The sequence below is a fragment of the Pantoea sp. F_5 genome, from assembly GCF_008631595.1.
Lineage (GTDB): Bacteria > Pseudomonadota > Gammaproteobacteria > Enterobacterales > Enterobacteriaceae > Pantoea > Pantoea gossypiicola.
Genome location: NZ_VWUO01000008.1, coordinates 71,704 through 88,052, shown reverse-complemented (window position 1 = coordinate 88,052; position 16,349 = coordinate 71,704). Strand labels below are relative to the sequence as shown.

Genomic DNA, 16,349 nt, shown 5'->3' with positions numbered 1-16,349 from the left:
ACTGAATGATTGGACTTCTCAAAGGAGAGCTATCAAATGAAAATTCGTCCATTGCACGATCGCGTTATCGTCAAGCGTAAAGAAGTTGAAGCTAAATCAGCTGGCGGCATCGTGCTGACCGGTTCTGCAGCCGGTAAATCCACCCGAGGTGAAGTTCTGGCTGTCGGCAATGGCCGCATCCTTGAGAGTGGCGACGTTAAGCCGCTGGACGTGAAGGTTGGTGACGTCGTGATCTTCAATGAAGGTTACGGTGCTAAAACCGAAAAGATCGACAACGAAGAAGTGCTGATCATCTCTGAAAGCGACATTCTGGCGATTGTTGAAGCGTAATTTTTTCGCGTAACTCACTGAACGAAACGAATTTAAGGGACAATTGAAATGGCAGCTAAAGACGTAAAATTCGGTAATGACGCTCGCGTAAAAATGCTGCGTGGCGTGAACGTACTGGCAGATGCAGTAAAAGTTACCCTGGGCCCGAAAGGCCGTAACGTGGTTCTGGATAAATCTTTTGGTGCACCGACCATCACTAAAGATGGTGTTTCTGTAGCACGTGAAATCGAACTGGAAGACAAGTTCGAAAACATGGGCGCGCAGATGGTGAAAGAAGTGGCCTCTAAAGCGAATGACGCTGCGGGCGACGGCACCACCACTGCAACCGTACTGGCACAGTCAATCATTACCGAAGGCCTTAAAGCGGTCGCAGCGGGTATGAACCCGATGGATCTGAAGCGCGGTATTGACCAGGCCGTTGTGTCTGCGGTTGAAAAACTGAAAGCGCTGTCTGTGCCTTGCTCAGACTCTAAAGCGATTGCGCAGGTTGGTACTATCTCTGCTAACTCCGATGAAACCGTAGGCCAGCTGATTGCTCAGGCGATGGAAAAAGTCGGTAAAGAAGGCGTGATCACTGTTGAAGAAGGCACCGGCCTGCAGGACGAGCTGGATGTGGTTGAAGGTATGCAGTTCGATCGTGGCTACCTGTCTCCTTACTTCATCAACAAGCCAGAAACGGGTGCAGTTGAACTGGAATCGCCGTTCATTCTGTTGGCTGACAAGAAAATTTCTAACATCCGTGAAATGCTGCCAGTGCTGGAAGCCGTTGCGAAAGCAGGCAAACCACTGCTGATCATCGCGGAAGATGTTGAAGGCGAAGCGCTGGCAACACTGGTGGTGAACACCATGCGCGGCATCGTGAAAGTCGCTGCGGTTAAAGCACCAGGCTTCGGTGACCGTCGTAAAGCCATGCTGCAGGATATCGCTATCCTGACCGGCGGTACCGTAATCTCTGAAGAGATCGGTATGGAGCTGGAAAAAGCTGCGCTGGAAGATCTGGGTCAGGCAAAACGTGTTGTGATCAACAAAGACACCACCACCATCATCGACGGTGTGGGTGAAGAGAACACCATTCAGGGCCGTGTTACCCAGATTCGTCAGCAGATCGAAGAAGCGACCTCTGACTACGACAAAGAAAAACTGCAGGAGCGCGTCGCGAAACTGGCAGGCGGCGTAGCCGTTCTGAAAGTGGGCGCAGCCACTGAAGTTGAAATGAAAGAGAAGAAAGCGCGCGTTGAAGATGCACTGCACGCAACCCGTGCTGCTGTCGAAGAAGGCGTGGTTGCAGGTGGTGGTGTGGCGCTGGTTCGCGTTGCAGCACAGCTGTCAGAGCTGCGTGGTCAGAACGAAGACCAGAACGTCGGTATCAAAGTTGCGCTGCGCGCGATGGAAGCACCACTGCGTCAGATCGTCTCTAACGCCGGTGAAGAGCCTTCTGTTGTGGCGAACAACGTGAAAGCGGGCGACGGTAACTACGGTTACAACGCGCAGACTGAAGAGTACGGCAACATGATCGACTTCGGTATCCTGGACCCAACCAAAGTGACCCGTTCTGCACTGCAGTACGCGGCCTCTGTTGCGGGTCTGATGATCACTACCGAGTGCATGGTCACTGACCTGCCAAAAGGCGACGCACCTGATTTAGGCGCAGGCGCTGGCGGTATGGGTGGCATGGGCGGTATGGGCGGCATGATGTAATTGCCGTTGACTGCCTGAGTCACAAAAGAACCCCCGACCGGAAACGGCCGGGGGTTTTTCTTTTGGGCAGGAAAATAGTATAAGTAGTGGCGCAATCGTACGTCTTTCCTCCTGATATTTCCCGTTGTCTGCACGCTGTCTGCAGTTGTCAGGCTGAATTCACTGATGTTCAGTTCATTCTTCAGGCAGGCAGAGTCGCCGAGACGTAACATGAAATATTGAGGGGATATAACGGGATTAAGGCAATGAATGTGCAGAAAAAAGTGCTTTTTTTCTGCTACGCTGCCATCCGACTCTGATGATAATAAATGGGGATTACAATGCGGATTAACCTCTTGCTCGGACTGACGGCTGGCACGTTATTGCTGGCGGGCTGCAGCAGCTCTACGCAACTCTCTTCGGCAGGCGAGCGCGTGACGTTTACCGATCAGCAGCCTGCCAGTTCCTGCCAGCTTCTGGGCAACCTTACCGGCTCACAGAGCAACTGGCTGAGCGGTGCAGGCGGCGAAACCAGCGCACTGCGCGGTGCTGCTAATGATCTGCGCAATCGCGCCGCGGAGATGGGCGGCAACGTCATTTATGGTGCCACCAGCCCGACGCAAAATCTGTTATCCGCGTTCGCGCCACTCGACAGCAAAATGACCGGTCAGGTTTATAAGTGCCCATAAGGTAACAAACGCCAGCGCCAGCCTTTCTGGCGCTGTTGTTTTTACTTTTTCACCTCTTTTTTGACACTGGGTAGAGCAGGCACGAAGTCTGCCCGCACTATCGCTCCCAGCGTGGGCACAACCTCCTGTCGGCTGACCTCCATTTTCATCTCTTCTGACATGCCTGACGTATCCAGCGTGATGTTATTGACGCGCCACGGTGTCAGATAGCTAATCAGCAGGCGGCCCCGGCTATCCGTTGTGGTGCCGTACTGATTGTAAACGCCGGCCTGCGCGCTGGCCGGCATTGTCACTAACCCCATGGTTTCACCCAGCGTCTGACCGGCGGTAATGCCATCCGCATGCCACATCAGGCTGCCACTCAAATCACCATGTAATGCACGTTGCTGGCTGCCGTTTTCAAAACTGACATTGGCTTCACCCGCGTTGTACCTGTAACCCAGATTACCGGCGAGGCGTTCACTGCCATTTCGCATGGTATAGGCACCCATGCCGTAGCGCAGACTGAAATCCCGAAATGCTGTGCCGTCCATCTCCACGCCCTGGGTCACTGCACCGGCCCGATCGACCTGCGTGACGTGACTGGCGGTGAGATAATTTGAACCGAAGGTAAAAGGCAGGCTCAGGCTGAGCGCAACGGTATTTTCTGCCAGGGAGTGGCCATAACGGTTGTGGCTAGCGCTGAGGCTGATATCCACTTCTTCCCAGACCGCGCTGAGATCCAGGCTGGCGGTACGAGTGTGACTACCGGGCGCGCGTCCGGCCTGTTGTGCCCAGCCCATCGTCAGCGTGATGTCCTCAGTAAAATTGCGGCTGAGATTGAGTTCAGCACGCCAGCGGCGGTTATCCAGGCTGGCACTGCTGTAGCTGGCCTGGCTGATCTTCTCTCCCAGCGTATGAAAATGGCTGCCCGGCGGATAGTAAGCGACCAGACCATTCAGGCTGGTGTTGTTACTGAAAAACGCTTTGGCGTAGCGCAGACGCCAGACTTCACCTCTGCCCGGTGTCTTTTTGCCGCTGTCCTGAGATTGGGTGACATCAAGCGACAGCGTGCTGTCGGCGCGCAGGGCCAAGCCGATACCACTCGCCACGCTGTAGTAGGCGGCCGAGGATTGTATGCCGCCAAACAGCGTCAGATTCTGCGCGATCCCGCCAGAAAGCGTACCCTGCCAGAAGACCGGTTGCGGCAGGCTCGATTTGTACGTGGGCCGGTAGTGACCCGCCAGGACTTCATAGTTAATGACGCCTTCATGCACCAGATTGGGCAATGACACCCACGGCAGCAGACTGGTATGTTCCGTGCCGTCACTCTCTTCAACCTGCATCGTAATGGTGCTGCTACTGCTGCTACTACTGGGCAGATAGTCGCGGATGGTGAAAGATCCGGGTGGAACCTGGGTGCGATAGATCTGCGTGCCACCCTGATAAAGCGTGACCGTCGCGTCTGAGCGGGCATAGCCGGTAATCCAGGGGGCCTGACGTCGCCAGCTATTGGGATACATCGTTTCATCGCTGACCAGCGAAACACCACGCAGGGGGAGTGAAGCAAAAACTGCATCAGAAGAGGTAGAGTCCCCGATTGTCATACGAGAGCGTAATGGCGTAATACTGCGCCAGATCGCCATCGAACGGGTGTAAGAACCGTGATCGCTGGGATCGCTCCAGACGGTGTTCTGATAGCGGACCCGCCAGGGACCGACATTGAGACCGCTGTTAAAATCCAGCGTGCTGGATACACCGGTTTCATCCCACTCGCTCAACGCGCGCTCGCGATCAATATTCAGGCTGTAACTACTGAACAGGGCGTTAATGCCATCATCCCAGCGGCTGGTGGTGACCCCGCCGAGCTGCGAGTCAAACCAGCTTTCGGGGAGCGTCAGCGTCAGCATGTTGAGGTCAGCACGATAGCGAAAAATCTCCCCCGCCAGCGCCGGTGACTGCGGATCAAGGCAACCTTCGGCAGTCCAGATCGGTTCAGCCAGCTGGCTATCCATCACGCTCCACTCTTCCAGCAGTTCATGCTGAAGACAGGGCCGCTGATGCACGATTTCCAGTGCGACGTTGCCTTTGTAGAGATGATTGACGAATAGGGTAGTTTTTTCGGCACTAGCGGCCAGTGCGCTGTAGGGCAATAGCAACAGAAGTAAAATGAGGGGAAGCATGATGACAGTCACGACAAAAACGGAAGCACCTGCTTCCGTTTTTGTCGAACAACGCCTGAAAATTAGCTGTTCAGTGCAGCAAGATTAGCGCGAGCGGTTTCCAGCTCGGAACTGACCTGCTCAACCTTGGCCTGTTTTTCAGAGATTTTATTCTGATATTTAGTGATTTTGCTGGTTTTACCCTGAGCCTGAGCTTTCTGCAGATCGGCCTGCGCTTCAGTCACTTCTTTCTGCGCTTTAACCAGTTTCTTCTCAAGTTTGGTGACTTTTTCCTGAGCTTCTTTCTGCTCTTTAACGGCGCAGTTAGTTTCAATATTAGCCAGAGCTTCTTCCAGCGCCGCGGCTTTCGCCGTGTTGCCATACTTGTTCGCCATGGTAATTTCTTTCTTCAGCTTGGCGCTGTTGATGGCAGTACAAGCGGCAACTGATGCCTGTGCAGCGCTTGCTGCGCCCAGTGTCATCATAAGGGTCAGTGCGATAGCGGATAATTTTTTCATGATAGTGCTCCTGGTTAGGTTCTCCGAGGGCCACCCTGGCTTCCTCTGGTGAGCACGATAATAGGCAGCCATACTCAGCGTCTCAATGTCAGACCAGACTCACTTTACTGTCAGACCGTCCGTGATTTTTGTAGTCTCTTCGGCCAACTCCTGACGCAGTAACCGGGTAAGACTTATCAACTCTTGCAACATTTCCGGAGCGGGATCAGGTTGCTGGCACAGCGATGTCAGCTGCGTGGCACCCAGCAGGGCAACGCCACCCTGCAGACGATGCAGCGTCGCGGAGAGCGGCGGCTGACCATCCTGCTGCCAGCAGGCAAGATCGGTTAGCGCCTCATCCAGCGCAGTGATTTGCATCTGAAGAAACGGAAGATAATGAGTGCTGGAGAGCAGAGCATCCGGCAGGGCCGCAGGTGACCAGAGCGTTGCGACAGGCTGCATGAGCTGATCCAGTTGTTTTTGTAATTCGCCCAGCGTGAGCGGCTTAGGTAAGCAGATTGTCATACCCGCTTCAGCCGCCGCTTCCAGCGTCTGTTTGTCACGATCGGCGGAGATGCCCCAGATGGTGAGGTGTGGCCAGCGCTGTTTCAAGTTACGCGTCAGGGTAAAACCGCTTTGCTGCGGCATAAGGCAGTCGGTTATCACCAGTTCAGGACTGTAGCGGGTGATGTCATCGGCGATTTGCGCCAAATCAGTACATTCAATGGCCTCATGACCGAGCCAGCGTAGCTGCTGTCGTAAAAGAAACCGGTTAGCGGGCTGATCGTCCACCACCAGCACGCAGAGCGAACGACGACTCGGGGAAGAGGGGGTGACATCAGGCTGAGAGAAGTCAGACTCTTCCAACTGCCGCAGTTGCAGGGTGACACTAAACGTCGACCCTTTACCCGGCTTGCTGTGTAACACAATATCGCCGCCCATCATGCGCGCCAGTGAACGAGAGATGTAGAGCCCCATACCGCTGCCCTGAGCGACACTCTCGCTTTCTCCCTGCGAGAAGGGCTGGAACAGGCACTGTGCTGTCGCAGGATCAATGCCTGCACCGCTGTCCTGCACGCGCAGGGTGATAAACAGTAGTGCATCAGGTTTTTCATCGCAGAGAGCTTCCAGCAGAATGTCACCTGCGGAAGTGAATTTTATCGCATTGCCCAGCAGGTTAGTCACAATCTGGCGCAGACGCAGCGGGTCAGCCAGCACTTTACGGCTCAGGGCTGCATCAATGGCCAGTAGCAGGCGCAGATTCTTCTGGCGGGCAATGCTTTCATAAACAGCGGCCACAGACTCCAGCAGCGCCCGCAATGAGACCGGCTCCGGACGCAGAATGAGCCGGTTTGCTTCCAGCCGGGTAAAGTCGAGGATTTCACTGGTCAGGCTAAGCAGTGCGTCAGTCGCTTCATAGGCGACACGCAGGGCATCGTCATCAGGATGAGTAGCCGATCGGGGCTGGCAGAGTAACTCCAGCATGCCGTTGATGGCACTGAGTGGGTTACGTATTTCATGGCTCAGGGTTGCCAGAAAGGCGTTTTGTTGCTGAACACGATGCTGTGCCTGTTGTAACGCTTTGCGCTGGCGCAGGTAACGCCAGATGAGCCAGATGAGTGCGATCAGCCAGGGGATAACCATGACCGGTAGCCACCCGAGCGGCAGGCTGGTGGGCAGATGTCGCGCTGAGATCGTGGCAGGCAACTCTGACTGCTTAGTGCTGATGATGGCGTTCATCTCTTCAGGTGGCAGGCTCATCAGCGTTTTGTCGAGAATACTGGCTAACGTGTATTGCTTACCTGCGGAGGCCAGAACCACGCGCAACGGTTCATGCCATAGCCCCTGTGCGAGCCTGAGTTGCTTAGCATAGCGACCGTTAACCAGCGGCTCAGCCACGATCAGCGGCATCAGCATGCCATCGGCTTCGCCCCGTACGATTTTATCCAAACCCTCCTGCCAGCGATTAACCGCGAGTAAATGACTGTCAGGATAGTACTCATGTAATTTTTGCTCAGGCTGTTCACCGTACAGATAGGCGAGGCGCTGCGGCAGGATATCTGCTGGCGCATTACGGGAAATCACCAGCGCGCGTGACGAGTAGAAAATCGCGCGTGAGGCCAGCAAACCCTGCTGCTGGGCGCTGTAAAGTGAGGCGCCCGCCAGCACCTCACTCTCACCCTGGCGCAGCGCAGCAAAAGCATCAGTCAGTTTTTTTTCCCGACGAATAACGAACTGCAGCCCCACACGTTTTTGTATGGCTGACAGCACATCGGCGAGGATGCCCTGAAACTGCCCCTGTTGATCGATGTAACTCAGTGGAAAATTATCGTTGAGCACCGAAACCGTCACCTGCGGATTCTCACTGAGCCATTTTTCCTCAAGCTGACTCAAATGGGGTTTGAGTTCTTGTTTGTCTCTGGCGGAAGAACCGCCGCGCCAGCGTTGCTGGATCTCGGCCTGGGTCGATTGCGGAATGCGGGACAGGAGTTTGTTAATAATCACAATCCAGTTGCGCTGATCGGGTATAGCCGCAAAGGAAAAGGCAGGCGCGGGCACGCCATGCCGGATCTCAACATCCAGCTCCTTGAGATTCTCCTGATTGATCAGGTATTGCGTGGTGATGAGATCACCGAGGTAAAGGTCGAGGTTACCGAAAGTCACGGCTTCCAGTGCCTGGCGTGTGTAATCAAAAGGGATGAACAGGGCAGACGGAAAACGTTTTTTTTCATCCTCAGCATGACTGTCATCGCGATCAACGCCAATCCGCAGCGCAGTACCTGGAGAGGCATCGCTGCCTTGTCTGCTGACCAGCACCGGCAAAGAGGTACTCCATGGCTGGCTCAGAGTCAGGTGAGAAAAGAGGGCGTCATGCTGGGCAAAGGCGATAACATCAGCGGTTCCCAGCCTGAGCGCGCGCAGCGCCTCTTCACGATTTTCATACAGGATGACCGTAACCGGCAGGCGTAACGTAGCTGCGATGATGCCAAGATAATCGGCTGCGATGCCGCTGTAGTCCTGACGGCCGGGGATAAGTGAGTAGGGCGGGTTTACGGGTTTCCAGGCCGCCAGGCGCAGTGACTTTTTGCCATAAATCCACTGCCACTCCTGTTGAGTCAGCTCAGGATGTTTAAGTGAGAACTGCGTATGGGCTAATAGCTGAAGGGATTCTGCCGCAGGTGACTGGGTGCAAAACAGCAGCAGCAGAAATGCAATCCACCTCATGGCGAAGCAGCATCCGCAGCAAGCCATTCAGTTAGCTGTTCAATTGAATTTGCCCCGCTTTTTTCCAGAATTCGGGCTTTGTAAGTACTGACCGTTTTGTGGCTCAGCGCCAGCTGATCGGCAATCGCTTTATGGCTTTTGCCTTCCTGTAAGAGGCGCAGCACCACCATTTCCCTGTTGGAAAATTTAGCCAGAAGCTGACGAGGATCGCGGGTGTTATCAGATAGGGACTGGAGAGCAATTCCTGTCGGGAAAACCGTATAGCCATTCAGCAGCAGATGGCACGCAGGGAGGAGGTGCAGCAGAGAGGTCTGTTTGCTGATAAAGCCATCTGCACCAGCCTGTAGGGCGCGCCCGGCGTAGCTTTGCGCAGGCAAACCACTGTGGATCAGGATTTTACAGTCGGGATAATGCTCACGGATGCGTGGTAAGAGCAGCAGCCCATCTTCATTCTCCAGCGCAATGTCCAGTATGAGCAGTTGGGGCGCATGCTGATGCAGTTGTAACAACACCTGACCCCCACGCGAGGTCGCTACGGTAAAGCCGGGCTCTTTTTCCAGCACCGCTTTGACGGCAAAACAAATTGCCGGATGATCATCAATGACCAGAATGACACACATAAACATCCTTGTTAATGAAGTGCGTTAATCAGGGGAGAATCTACCGGTAATGTTATTCCTGACGCAACTGTAAATCTAACGGTGTTTTACTTGGCTCCCCACCAATTTCTCGCGCCAGCTTTGGCACCAGATAACCCGAGACCTGTGACAGCAGGGCACGCACCAGTTGACGGGCTTCCTCATCAGACACAAAGAAATGCGCGGCACCCTGTACCTTATCCAGCACGTGCAGATAGTAGGGCAGAATACCCGCATCAAACAACGCATTGCTCAGCGTGGCCAGCGTCCGGGCATTATCATTGACGCCACGTAGCAGCACGCTCTGATTCAGCAGGGTCACCCCGGCACGCTTCAGGCTGATCATCGCCTCGCGCAGCTCATCATCGATCTCCTGCGCATGATTGATGTGCGTCACCATCAACACCTGCAGACGGGTTTCGCTGAGCATCAGACAGAGCTGATCGGTGATGCGCGCGGGGATTACCACCGGCAAACGGCTATGGATGCGCAGACGCTTAAGGTGCGGGATCTTTTCCAGCGCTGCGATCAACCAGGCGAGCTCATGATCTTTTGCCATTAACGGATCGCCGCCGGAGAAAATGATCTCATCCAGCTCAGGATGATCGGCGATATAGTCCAGAGCAGCCTGCCAGCTCCGCTTGTTGCCGGGATTATCCTGATAGGGGAAGTGACGACGGAAGCAGTAGCGACAGTTGACCGCGCAGCCGCCTTTTACCAGCAATAACGCCCGGTTTAGGTATTTATGCAGCAATCCAGGTACAACGTTGCTTTGTTCATCGAGCGGATCGGTGCTATAACCTGGCGCATCGATGAATTCCTGACGCTGAGTCAATACCTGCAGCAGCAGTGGATCGTGCGCATCGCCTTTTTTCATCCGCCGGATGAACGCATGCGGAACACGCAGGGCGAAAAGACGCCGCGCATCCGCACCCTCTGTCAGCTCTGTGTGCTGATCCAGGGCTAAAATCCGCAGTAATTCATCAGGTTCAGTGACAACATCAGCAAGTTGCTGCAACCAATCTTCTCTGGAAGGTATTTTTAGGGTTACAATGTGTGCCATTTTTTTGGCTTAGTACCAGTATCAATTTTCGTAGAGGGCCTTCATGGCGACTTATTCTAGCAACGATTTCCGTCCCGGTCTTAAAATCATGTTTGAAGGCGAGCCATATGCCATCGAATCCAGTGAGTTCGTTAAACCGGGTAAAGGTCAGGCATTCGCACGCGTTAAAATGCGTCGCCTGCTGACGGGTTCTCGCGTTGAGAAAACTTTTAAATCCACCGACTCCGCCGAAGGCGCAGACGTGATGGATACCAACCTGAGCTACCTGTACAACGACGGTGAGTTTTACCACTTCATGCACCAGGAGAGCTTTGAGCAGTTCCCGGTTGAAGAGAAGACTGTGGGCGAAGCAGCGAAATGGCTGCAGGACAACGCAGAATGTATCGTTACGCTGTGGAACGGTCGTCCAATCGCCGTTCAGCCGCCAAACTTTATCGAAGCTGAAATCGTGGAAACCGATCCAGGCCTGAAAGGTGACACTGCGGGGACCGGCGGTAAGCCAGCCAAGCTGTCTACCGGCGCTGTGGTGAAAGTGCCATTGTTCGTGCAGGAGGGTGAAGTGGTGAAAGTTGACACCCGCTCTGGCGAATACGTGTCACGCGTAAAATAAGATTCGCAGGCGCATCTTCTGGTGCGCCTTTTTCTTGTCTGAGAGAAAAAATGATCAAGCTGGCAAAATTAATCGCATTCGCGTTGCTGGTCTCTTCTGCGCTTAGCGCCTGCAACACATTCCACGGTTTTGGTGAAGATGTCTCCCACTTAGGTGGTGCCATTTCGCGTGCGGCAAAATGACCTTAACTGATTGTCCTTTTTAGAGTCACGCCCACAGCAACTGCCTGAAATCCGGCTATGCTTAAAACGCTGTACTTTACATCCATCAAAAAGGACATTGTTATGTTAAAGAAAAGTATTGCCGCAATCTTCTCTGTACTGGTGCTCTCTTCTCTGCTGACGGCGTGTAATACCACGCGTGGCGTCGGTGAAGATGTCGAAGCGGGTGGCCAGGCGATTCAGAACAGCACGAAGTAACCTGTTATTTCAACCGGTACGAAAGACTTTTCGTACCGGCTTGTCATCGTCTGCACTATTTCTGTTTTACCCAGATTAACTCTTCGACCGGGAAACCATCCCGACGCGCCTGTTCAACCAGTTTCTCTTTTACGCCTGGCTCCAGTTGGGGTGTCCGTGACAGTATCCAGAGATAATGGCGATTCGGGCCGCACACCAGCGCATAGCGATAGTCGGGATCCAGTGCGATAACGTTATAGCCGCCGTAGAAGGGGCCAAAGAAAGAGACTTTCAGCGACGCACGCTGGGGTTCACCAGTAAAATAGGCTTTACCGACGCTCTCCTGCCAGCGCTGCTTTTTGACGTTATAGCCACGATTGATGACTTTCAGACCGCCATCTTCACGCGGGCTGTAGTGTGCCGTCACCTGCTCAAGGCCACGCTCAAAGGGATGGTTAAGGCGGGCAATCTCATACCACTGACCGAGGTAGCGCTGGCTGTCAAAGTTATCAACGACCGTGACGTTCTTTGGCGGTGTGGTGCTACAGGCAACAGAGAGAAAAGCACTCAGGCTGGCAACAACTGTTTTCCATGGAGACATAGTGGGATTCCTTTGTGATTTAACCGCTTAAGTATAGAAGCCGAAACGCTGTTTTTGGCATCGCGGGCACGAGATTGTTTGCCGCAGGCATTGCAGGTAGACTTCCCCCCCTAATTTGTATCAGGAGTCATCACCATGAGCGAAACGACAAGCTGGCAACCAAGCGCATCCATCGCCAATTTGTTAAAACGCGCCGCTATTTTAGCTGAAGTGCGTCGTTTCTTTGCCGATCGCGGCGTGCTGGAAGTCGATACGCCAGCGATGAGCCAGGCAACGATTACCGATATCCATCTGGTGCCGTTCCAGACGCGTTTTGTCGGGCCTGGTGCGGCGCAGGGACGCGATCTCTGGCTGATGACCAGCCCGGAATATCATATGAAACGCCTGCTGGCGGCGGGCAGTGGCCCGATCTACCAGATGGCGCGCAGCTTCCGCAATGAAGAGGCGGGACGTCACCACAACCCCGAATTTACCATGCTGGAGTGGTATCGTCCGCATTACGACATGTACCGTCTGATGAACGAAGTCGATGATCTGATGCAGCAGGTGCTGGAGTGTGACAGCGCAGAGTCGCTCTCTTATCAGCAGGCGTTTATCCGCCATCTTGAGCTGGATCCGCTGTCAGCAGATAAATCACAGTTGCGTGAAGCGGCAGAGAAGCTGGGTGAGGGCGAGCTGGCGCGTGCAGAAGAGGATCGCGATACCTTACTGATGCTGCTGTTTATGCTGGGTGTGGAACCAAAGATTGGTCAGGATAAGCCCTGCTTCGTTTATCATTTCCCGGCCAGCCAGGCTGCACTGGCGGAGATCAGTACGGAAGATCATCGTGTGGCCGAGCGTTTTGAGGTCTATTACAAGGGTATTGAGCTGGCGAACGGCTTCCGTGAACTGACCGACAGCCGTGAGCAGCGTCAGCGCTTTGAACAGGATAACCGCCGCCGTGCGGCGCGCGGTCTGCCGGTCCATCCTATTGATACTTATCTGCTGGATGCGCTGGCGCACGGTATGCCCGCCTGTTCCGGGGTCGCGCTGGGTATTGATCGGCTGATTATGCTGGCGTTAAAAGCAGAGTCACTGAGTGAGGTGATCGCCTTTCCGGTTGATCGCTGCTAAGAGCCCGGGCGAAAAGGGCAGGGATGGCCCATCTGATCGCAAAGGAAACCTACATCCCTGTAGGTCTGCCTCGCCATCCTGGCTCGGACGCTTTGCTCTTCAGATGGGCCATCCCCGCCCCTCCGGCTAAGGCATTGCTGGTAGTTTAAAACCCCGCCAATCAGCTGCTGCTATCCGGAAATTCCTGAATGGTCACCGGCAGCGTCAGCTTCTGATCGTTTCGCAGCACCTGCACATCAATTACTGAACCCGGACGAATTTCGGCCACCTGATCCATGGTTTCCTGCGCGGAGATGGCTGGCTTGCCGTTGACGCTGAGCAATACATCGTTGGCCTGAATCCCGGCTTTATCTGCCGGTCCATCTGGCGTGACCACACTGACAATAATCCCCTGAACCCGATCCAGATTGCTGCCCTGTCCGTGCAGCGGCGGCAACTCACGCCCGGTAATGCCGATATAGCCGCGGATGACCCGGCCATCACGAATCAGCTTATCCATGATTTTTGAGGCTAAGACGGTTGGAATGGCGAAGCCAATCCCTTCCGGCGTTTCGCCATCGTTACTTTTATCGAAGGTCAGGGTATTAATGCCCATCAGCTCGCCAAGCGAGTTAATCAGCGCGCCACCGGAGTTACCCTGATTGATCGACGCATCGGTCTGCAGGAAGTTCTGACGGCCTGATGAACTCAGTCCAACCCGACCCGTGGCGCTGATAATGCCCTGCGTCACCGTCTGTCCCAGGTTATAGGGGTTACCTATCGCCATCACGACATCACCGATATGCGGCTGCCGGTTGGGATTGATCGGGATAACAGGCAGGCCAGAAGCGGTAATCTTCAGCACGGCCAGATCGGTCATGCCATCGGAACCCACCAGCGTCGCTTCAAAGAAGCGGCCATCCTGCAATGCCACGATAATCTGATCGGCATTGTTGATCACATGCTTATTGGTCAGGATGTAGCCTTTCGTATTCATGATCACCCCTGAACCCAGGGTGGTGATGCCACGATTGTTGTTGCCATGGGCGCTGCGGTTGTAAACGTTCACAACGGCAGGCACAGCGCGGCGCACCCCCTGATTGAAGCTGAAGGGCGTTTCGTCGGCGATATTGTCGTGGTTATAGAGGGCGTCGCTGCCCATACGCAGTGCAGGCAGCGCTGCGAGTAGAATACCCGCCACAATCAGGCCCAGCACTACGGCACGCAAAAGTTTAAGAAACATGGTGTTAAATCACGCCAGGGGAGATCGCAGGGGAGAATAACATGAGAGCGGCGGACACACACGCGCTTGTGTCCGCCATAATGCGAGGTTTATCTCAACAACAGATAGATACTTTCATCGCCGCGCACCACGTTCAATGCCAGAACCGGCGGTTTGCCTTCCAGTATTTTGCGCATCTCAGCCAGGGTCTGAACCCGATTGCGGTTAACGCCGATGATCACATCATCTTTCTGGAGGCCAACCTGTTCAGCCGGTGTCCCTTTTTCGATGGTATCGACCTTAACGCCTTTATCACCGGTTTTGGTCTGTCCATCACTCAGGGTTGCGCCCTGAAGTGCAGGTGACATCAGCTGAGCGCTGGCGGTACTCTGGGCGCTCTGTTCCAGCGTGACGGTAACGGTTAGCGGTTTACCTTCGCGCAGCAGGCCAAGTTTAACCTGCTCGCCTGGCGGCGTGGTGCCCACTTTGACGCGTAATTCTGCGAAGCTGGTAATCGGCTTGTCGTTGATCGACGTAATGATATCGCCGGACTTCACGCCCGCTTTCTGTGCGGCAGACTGCGGTAAGACTTCTGAGACAAAGGCCCCGCGCTGCGCATCGACATTGAACGCTTTAGCCATATCCGCCGTCATTTCAGTGCCTTTGATGCCGAGCTGACCGCGCTTCACTTCACCAAATTTGATCAGCTGCTGCGCGAGGTTCATCGCCATATCGCTCGGAATCGCAAAGCCAATGCCGATGTTACCGCCGCTGGAGGCCAGAATCGCGGTGTTGATACCGATTAGCTCACCGTTAAGGTTAATCAGCGCGCCGCCCGAGTTACCGCGGTTAATTGCGGCATCGGTCTGAATAAAGTTTTCCAGCCCTTCCAGATTCAGGCCGCTGCGGCCCAGCGCAGAAATAATCCCGGAGGTGGCAGTCTGCCCCAGACCAAACGGGTTACCGATCGCCACCGCGAAATCACCCACTTTCAGCTGATCGGAGTCTGCGACTTTCACCTGCGTGAGGTTTTTTGCGCCCTGAATCTGAATCAGCGCGATATCGGTCTGCTCATCATGGCCGATCAGTTTGGCTTCGTATTCGCTGCCGTCGCCAAGCTGTACGTTGATCTTATCCGCACCGTTGACCACGTGATTGTTGGTCAGCACGTAGCCTTTAGCGGCATCAATGATGACGCCAGAACCTAAGCCTTCAAATGGCTGTGGCTGATTGTTTCCGCCAGGCATCTGGCCGAAAAAACGCTTCAGGGGTTCAGGAATATCCTGAGCCTGTGCACCCGAATCAGTGCCTTCCACGTGAACACTGACCACGGCAGGTAACACTTTTTCCAGCATCGGTGCCAGACTTGGCAGCGGCTGGCCCGCAATTTGTGCTGGCAGCGTTGCCATCGCGTCTGGCGCGGCGGCAAGGCTCATCCCAATACTCAGGGCTAATGCGCTAAACAGGCGTGCTTGTTTTTTCATTGCTACAACGCTCTCGCTGCAAAAGGTGGGAGGAATTAGTAAGTGTGACAGTCGTTTGCGGTCAGGGTTCGCAAATTCAGTGGGCGCAGACAGTCTGCGCCCCAAAAAGATTAGTCGCGGGCAGGGCGCTCGCCACGCAGTAAACCGGATGCGCCTTCAGAGTAGTCGCGCGGCATCTGCACCGGCACCTGATCGTTGTCCGCTTCAGCTTCAGTCAGCTGATAGGCAAACGGATTTTTCTGGCCAGGCAGATTTGGCAGCAGGTCATTCGAGCCTTTTGCCATGTGCTGATAGAGCTGACGATAGTCACGCGCCATGTTGTCCAGCAGCTCCGCGCTCTGCGCGAAGTGGTTGGTCAGCTCTTCGCGATAGTCAGCCAGCTCCGCTTTCGATTTTTCCAGCTCGTACTGCATGCTGCGCTGCTCACGCAGTTTTTTGTTGCCAAAACGCATGGCGACTGCGCCGACAATAATACCTACCACTAAACCAATTAGCCCGTATTCCCAGGTCATAATGACTCCCGTGTTATTTCCATTGTTCCGTAGGGCATTGCACCACTTCAATAACAGTCACTATAACCGTTAATCTTATGGATGTGGAACTCCAGAGCTGCATGGCTTAGTGTAGAACGGCCTTTTTTTCAGCAACCGTGGTATCAATCAGACACCATTCAGGGACTTTG

The 16,349-nt window shown here is 54.4% G+C and carries 16 protein-coding genes; 7 read left to right on the top strand and 9 right to left on the bottom strand.

Going from position 1 to position 16,349, the window contains the following annotated elements; genetic code table 11:
• The first annotated feature begins 36 nt into the window (after positions 1 to 36).
• The 3 genes from F3I44_RS12490 to F3I44_RS12480 all read left to right on the top strand — a co-directional run bounded on the left by F3I44_RS12490 (position 37) and on the right by F3I44_RS12480 (position 2,696).
• Complete coding sequence (locus tag F3I44_RS12490; protein WP_009092502.1) at positions 37 to 330, top strand: co-chaperone GroES; 294 nt, start codon at positions 37 to 39, stop codon at positions 328 to 330.
• Positions 331 to 378: 48 nt separating this feature from the next.
• Positions 379 to 2,028, top strand: coding sequence for a chaperonin GroEL (gene groL / locus F3I44_RS12485; protein ID WP_150011883.1), 1,650 nt, complete (start codon positions 379 to 381; stop codon positions 2,026 to 2,028).
• 320 nt (positions 2,029 to 2,348) lie between these two features.
• A complete protein-coding gene (locus tag F3I44_RS12480; RefSeq protein ID WP_150011881.1) occupies positions 2,349 to 2,696 on the top strand; it encodes a DUF4156 domain-containing protein in 348 nt (115 codons plus the stop codon).
• Positions 2,697 to 2,737: 41 nt separating this feature from the next.
• Here the strand turns inward: F3I44_RS12480 and F3I44_RS12475 are convergent, their stop codons facing one another.
• The 5 genes from F3I44_RS12475 to epmB form a co-directional block, all read right to left on the bottom strand.
• On the bottom strand, positions 2,738 to 4,858 hold the full coding sequence (locus tag F3I44_RS12475; RefSeq protein WP_150011879.1) for a fimbria/pilus outer membrane usher protein: 2,121 nt from the start codon (positions 4,856 to 4,858) through the stop codon (positions 2,738 to 2,740).
• A gap of 62 nt (positions 4,859 to 4,920) precedes the next feature.
• Positions 4,921 to 5,355, bottom strand: a complete 435-nt coding sequence (locus F3I44_RS12470; RefSeq protein WP_190286019.1) for a DUF1090 family protein — start codon at positions 5,353 to 5,355, stop codon at positions 4,921 to 4,923.
• Between the two features lie 99 nt (positions 5,356 to 5,454).
• Positions 5,455 to 8,559, bottom strand: a complete 3,105-nt coding sequence (locus F3I44_RS12465) for a transporter substrate-binding domain-containing protein (RefSeq protein WP_190285936.1) — start codon at positions 8,557 to 8,559, stop codon at positions 5,455 to 5,457.
• Positions 8,556 to 9,179, bottom strand: coding sequence for a response regulator transcription factor (locus tag F3I44_RS12460; RefSeq protein ID WP_150011873.1), 624 nt, complete (start codon positions 9,177 to 9,179; stop codon positions 8,556 to 8,558). Before F3I44_RS12460 ends, F3I44_RS12465 begins: the two co-directional genes overlap by 4 nt.
• A 52-nt stretch (positions 9,180 to 9,231) precedes the next feature.
• Positions 9,232 to 10,260 (bottom strand): EF-P beta-lysylation protein EpmB, encoded by a 1,029-nt coding sequence (gene epmB / locus F3I44_RS12455; protein ID WP_150011871.1) that lies wholly within the window; start codon positions 10,258 to 10,260, stop codon positions 9,232 to 9,234.
• A gap of 43 nt (positions 10,261 to 10,303) precedes the next feature.
• Here epmB and efp point away from each other — a divergent pair, with 43 nt between their 5' ends.
• From efp to F3I44_RS12440, 3 genes are all read left to right on the top strand, one after another.
• Entirely contained in the window at positions 10,304 to 10,870 is a 567-nt protein-coding gene (gene efp / locus F3I44_RS12450; protein WP_009092495.1) for an elongation factor P, read from the top strand.
• 50 nt (positions 10,871 to 10,920) lie between these two features.
• Complete coding sequence (locus tag F3I44_RS12445; RefSeq protein WP_003848306.1) at positions 10,921 to 11,052, top strand: entericidin A/B family lipoprotein; 132 nt, start codon at positions 10,921 to 10,923, stop codon at positions 11,050 to 11,052.
• Between the two features lie 102 nt (positions 11,053 to 11,154).
• Entirely contained in the window at positions 11,155 to 11,289 is a 135-nt protein-coding gene (locus F3I44_RS12440; RefSeq protein ID WP_003848302.1) for an entericidin A/B family lipoprotein, read from the top strand.
• Positions 11,290 to 11,344: 55 nt separating this feature from the next.
• Here the strand turns inward: F3I44_RS12440 and F3I44_RS12435 are convergent, their stop codons facing one another.
• Positions 11,345 to 11,869 (bottom strand): lipocalin family protein, encoded by a 525-nt coding sequence (locus F3I44_RS12435; protein ID WP_150011869.1) that lies wholly within the window; start codon positions 11,867 to 11,869, stop codon positions 11,345 to 11,347.
• 135 nt (positions 11,870 to 12,004) lie between these two features.
• Here F3I44_RS12435 and epmA point away from each other — a divergent pair, with 135 nt between their 5' ends.
• A complete protein-coding gene (epmA, locus tag F3I44_RS12430; protein ID WP_150011867.1) occupies positions 12,005 to 12,982 on the top strand; it encodes an elongation factor P--(R)-beta-lysine ligase in 978 nt (325 codons plus the stop codon).
• Between the two features lie 160 nt (positions 12,983 to 13,142).
• Here epmA and degS read toward each other — a convergent pair whose 3' ends face one another.
• The 3 genes from degS to zapG form a co-directional block, all read right to left on the bottom strand.
• Positions 13,143 to 14,204, bottom strand: a complete 1,062-nt coding sequence (degS, locus tag F3I44_RS12425) for an outer membrane-stress sensor serine endopeptidase DegS (protein ID WP_150011865.1) — start codon at positions 14,202 to 14,204, stop codon at positions 13,143 to 13,145.
• An 89-nt stretch (positions 14,205 to 14,293) separates the two neighbouring features.
• A complete protein-coding gene (degQ, locus tag F3I44_RS12420; RefSeq protein WP_150011863.1) occupies positions 14,294 to 15,667 on the bottom strand; it encodes a serine endoprotease DegQ in 1,374 nt (457 codons plus the stop codon).
• 110 nt (positions 15,668 to 15,777) lie between these two features.
• Complete coding sequence (gene zapG / locus F3I44_RS12415; RefSeq protein WP_003848291.1) at positions 15,778 to 16,179, bottom strand: Z-ring associated protein ZapG; 402 nt, start codon at positions 16,177 to 16,179, stop codon at positions 15,778 to 15,780.
• Between the last annotated feature and the right edge of the window lie 170 nt (positions 16,180 to 16,349).

What these genes read in the sequence shown, in the direction of transcription:
- F3I44_RS12490 (WP_009092502.1), top strand. Translation starts at nt 37, where the DNA reads ATGAAAATTCGTCCATTGCACGATCGCGTTATCGTCAAGCGTAAAGAA.
- groL (WP_150011883.1), top strand. Translation starts at nt 379, where the DNA reads ATGGCAGCTAAAGACGTAAAATTCGGTAATGACGCTCGCGTAAAAATG.
- F3I44_RS12480 (WP_150011881.1), top strand. Translation starts at nt 2,349, where the DNA reads ATGCGGATTAACCTCTTGCTCGGACTGACGGCTGGCACGTTATTGCTG.
- F3I44_RS12475 (WP_150011879.1), bottom strand. Translation starts at nt 4,858, where the DNA reads ATGCTTCCCCTCATTTTACTTCTGTTGCTATTGCCCTACAGCGCACTG.
- F3I44_RS12470 (WP_190286019.1), bottom strand. Translation starts at nt 5,355, where the DNA reads ATGAAAAAATTATCCGCTATCGCACTGACCCTTATGATGACACTGGGC.
- F3I44_RS12465 (WP_190285936.1), bottom strand. Translation starts at nt 8,559, where the DNA reads ATGAGGTGGATTGCATTTCTGCTGCTGCTGTTTTGCACCCAGTCACCT.
- F3I44_RS12460 (WP_150011873.1), bottom strand. Translation starts at nt 9,179, where the DNA reads ATGTGTGTCATTCTGGTCATTGATGATCATCCGGCAATTTGTTTTGCC.
- epmB (WP_150011871.1), bottom strand. Translation starts at nt 10,260, where the DNA reads ATGGCACACATTGTAACCCTAAAAATACCTTCCAGAGAAGATTGGTTG.
- efp (WP_009092495.1), top strand. Translation starts at nt 10,304, where the DNA reads ATGGCGACTTATTCTAGCAACGATTTCCGTCCCGGTCTTAAAATCATG.
- F3I44_RS12445 (WP_003848306.1), top strand. Translation starts at nt 10,921, where the DNA reads ATGATCAAGCTGGCAAAATTAATCGCATTCGCGTTGCTGGTCTCTTCT.
- F3I44_RS12440 (WP_003848302.1), top strand. Translation starts at nt 11,155, where the DNA reads ATGTTAAAGAAAAGTATTGCCGCAATCTTCTCTGTACTGGTGCTCTCT.
- F3I44_RS12435 (WP_150011869.1), bottom strand. Translation starts at nt 11,869, where the DNA reads ATGTCTCCATGGAAAACAGTTGTTGCCAGCCTGAGTGCTTTTCTCTCT.
- epmA (WP_150011867.1), top strand. Translation starts at nt 12,005, where the DNA reads ATGAGCGAAACGACAAGCTGGCAACCAAGCGCATCCATCGCCAATTTG.
- degS (WP_150011865.1), bottom strand. Translation starts at nt 14,204, where the DNA reads ATGTTTCTTAAACTTTTGCGTGCCGTAGTGCTGGGCCTGATTGTGGCG.
- degQ (WP_150011863.1), bottom strand. Translation starts at nt 15,667, where the DNA reads ATGAAAAAACAAGCACGCCTGTTTAGCGCATTAGCCCTGAGTATTGGG.
- zapG (WP_003848291.1), bottom strand. Translation starts at nt 16,179, where the DNA reads ATGACCTGGGAATACGGGCTAATTGGTTTAGTGGTAGGTATTATTGTC.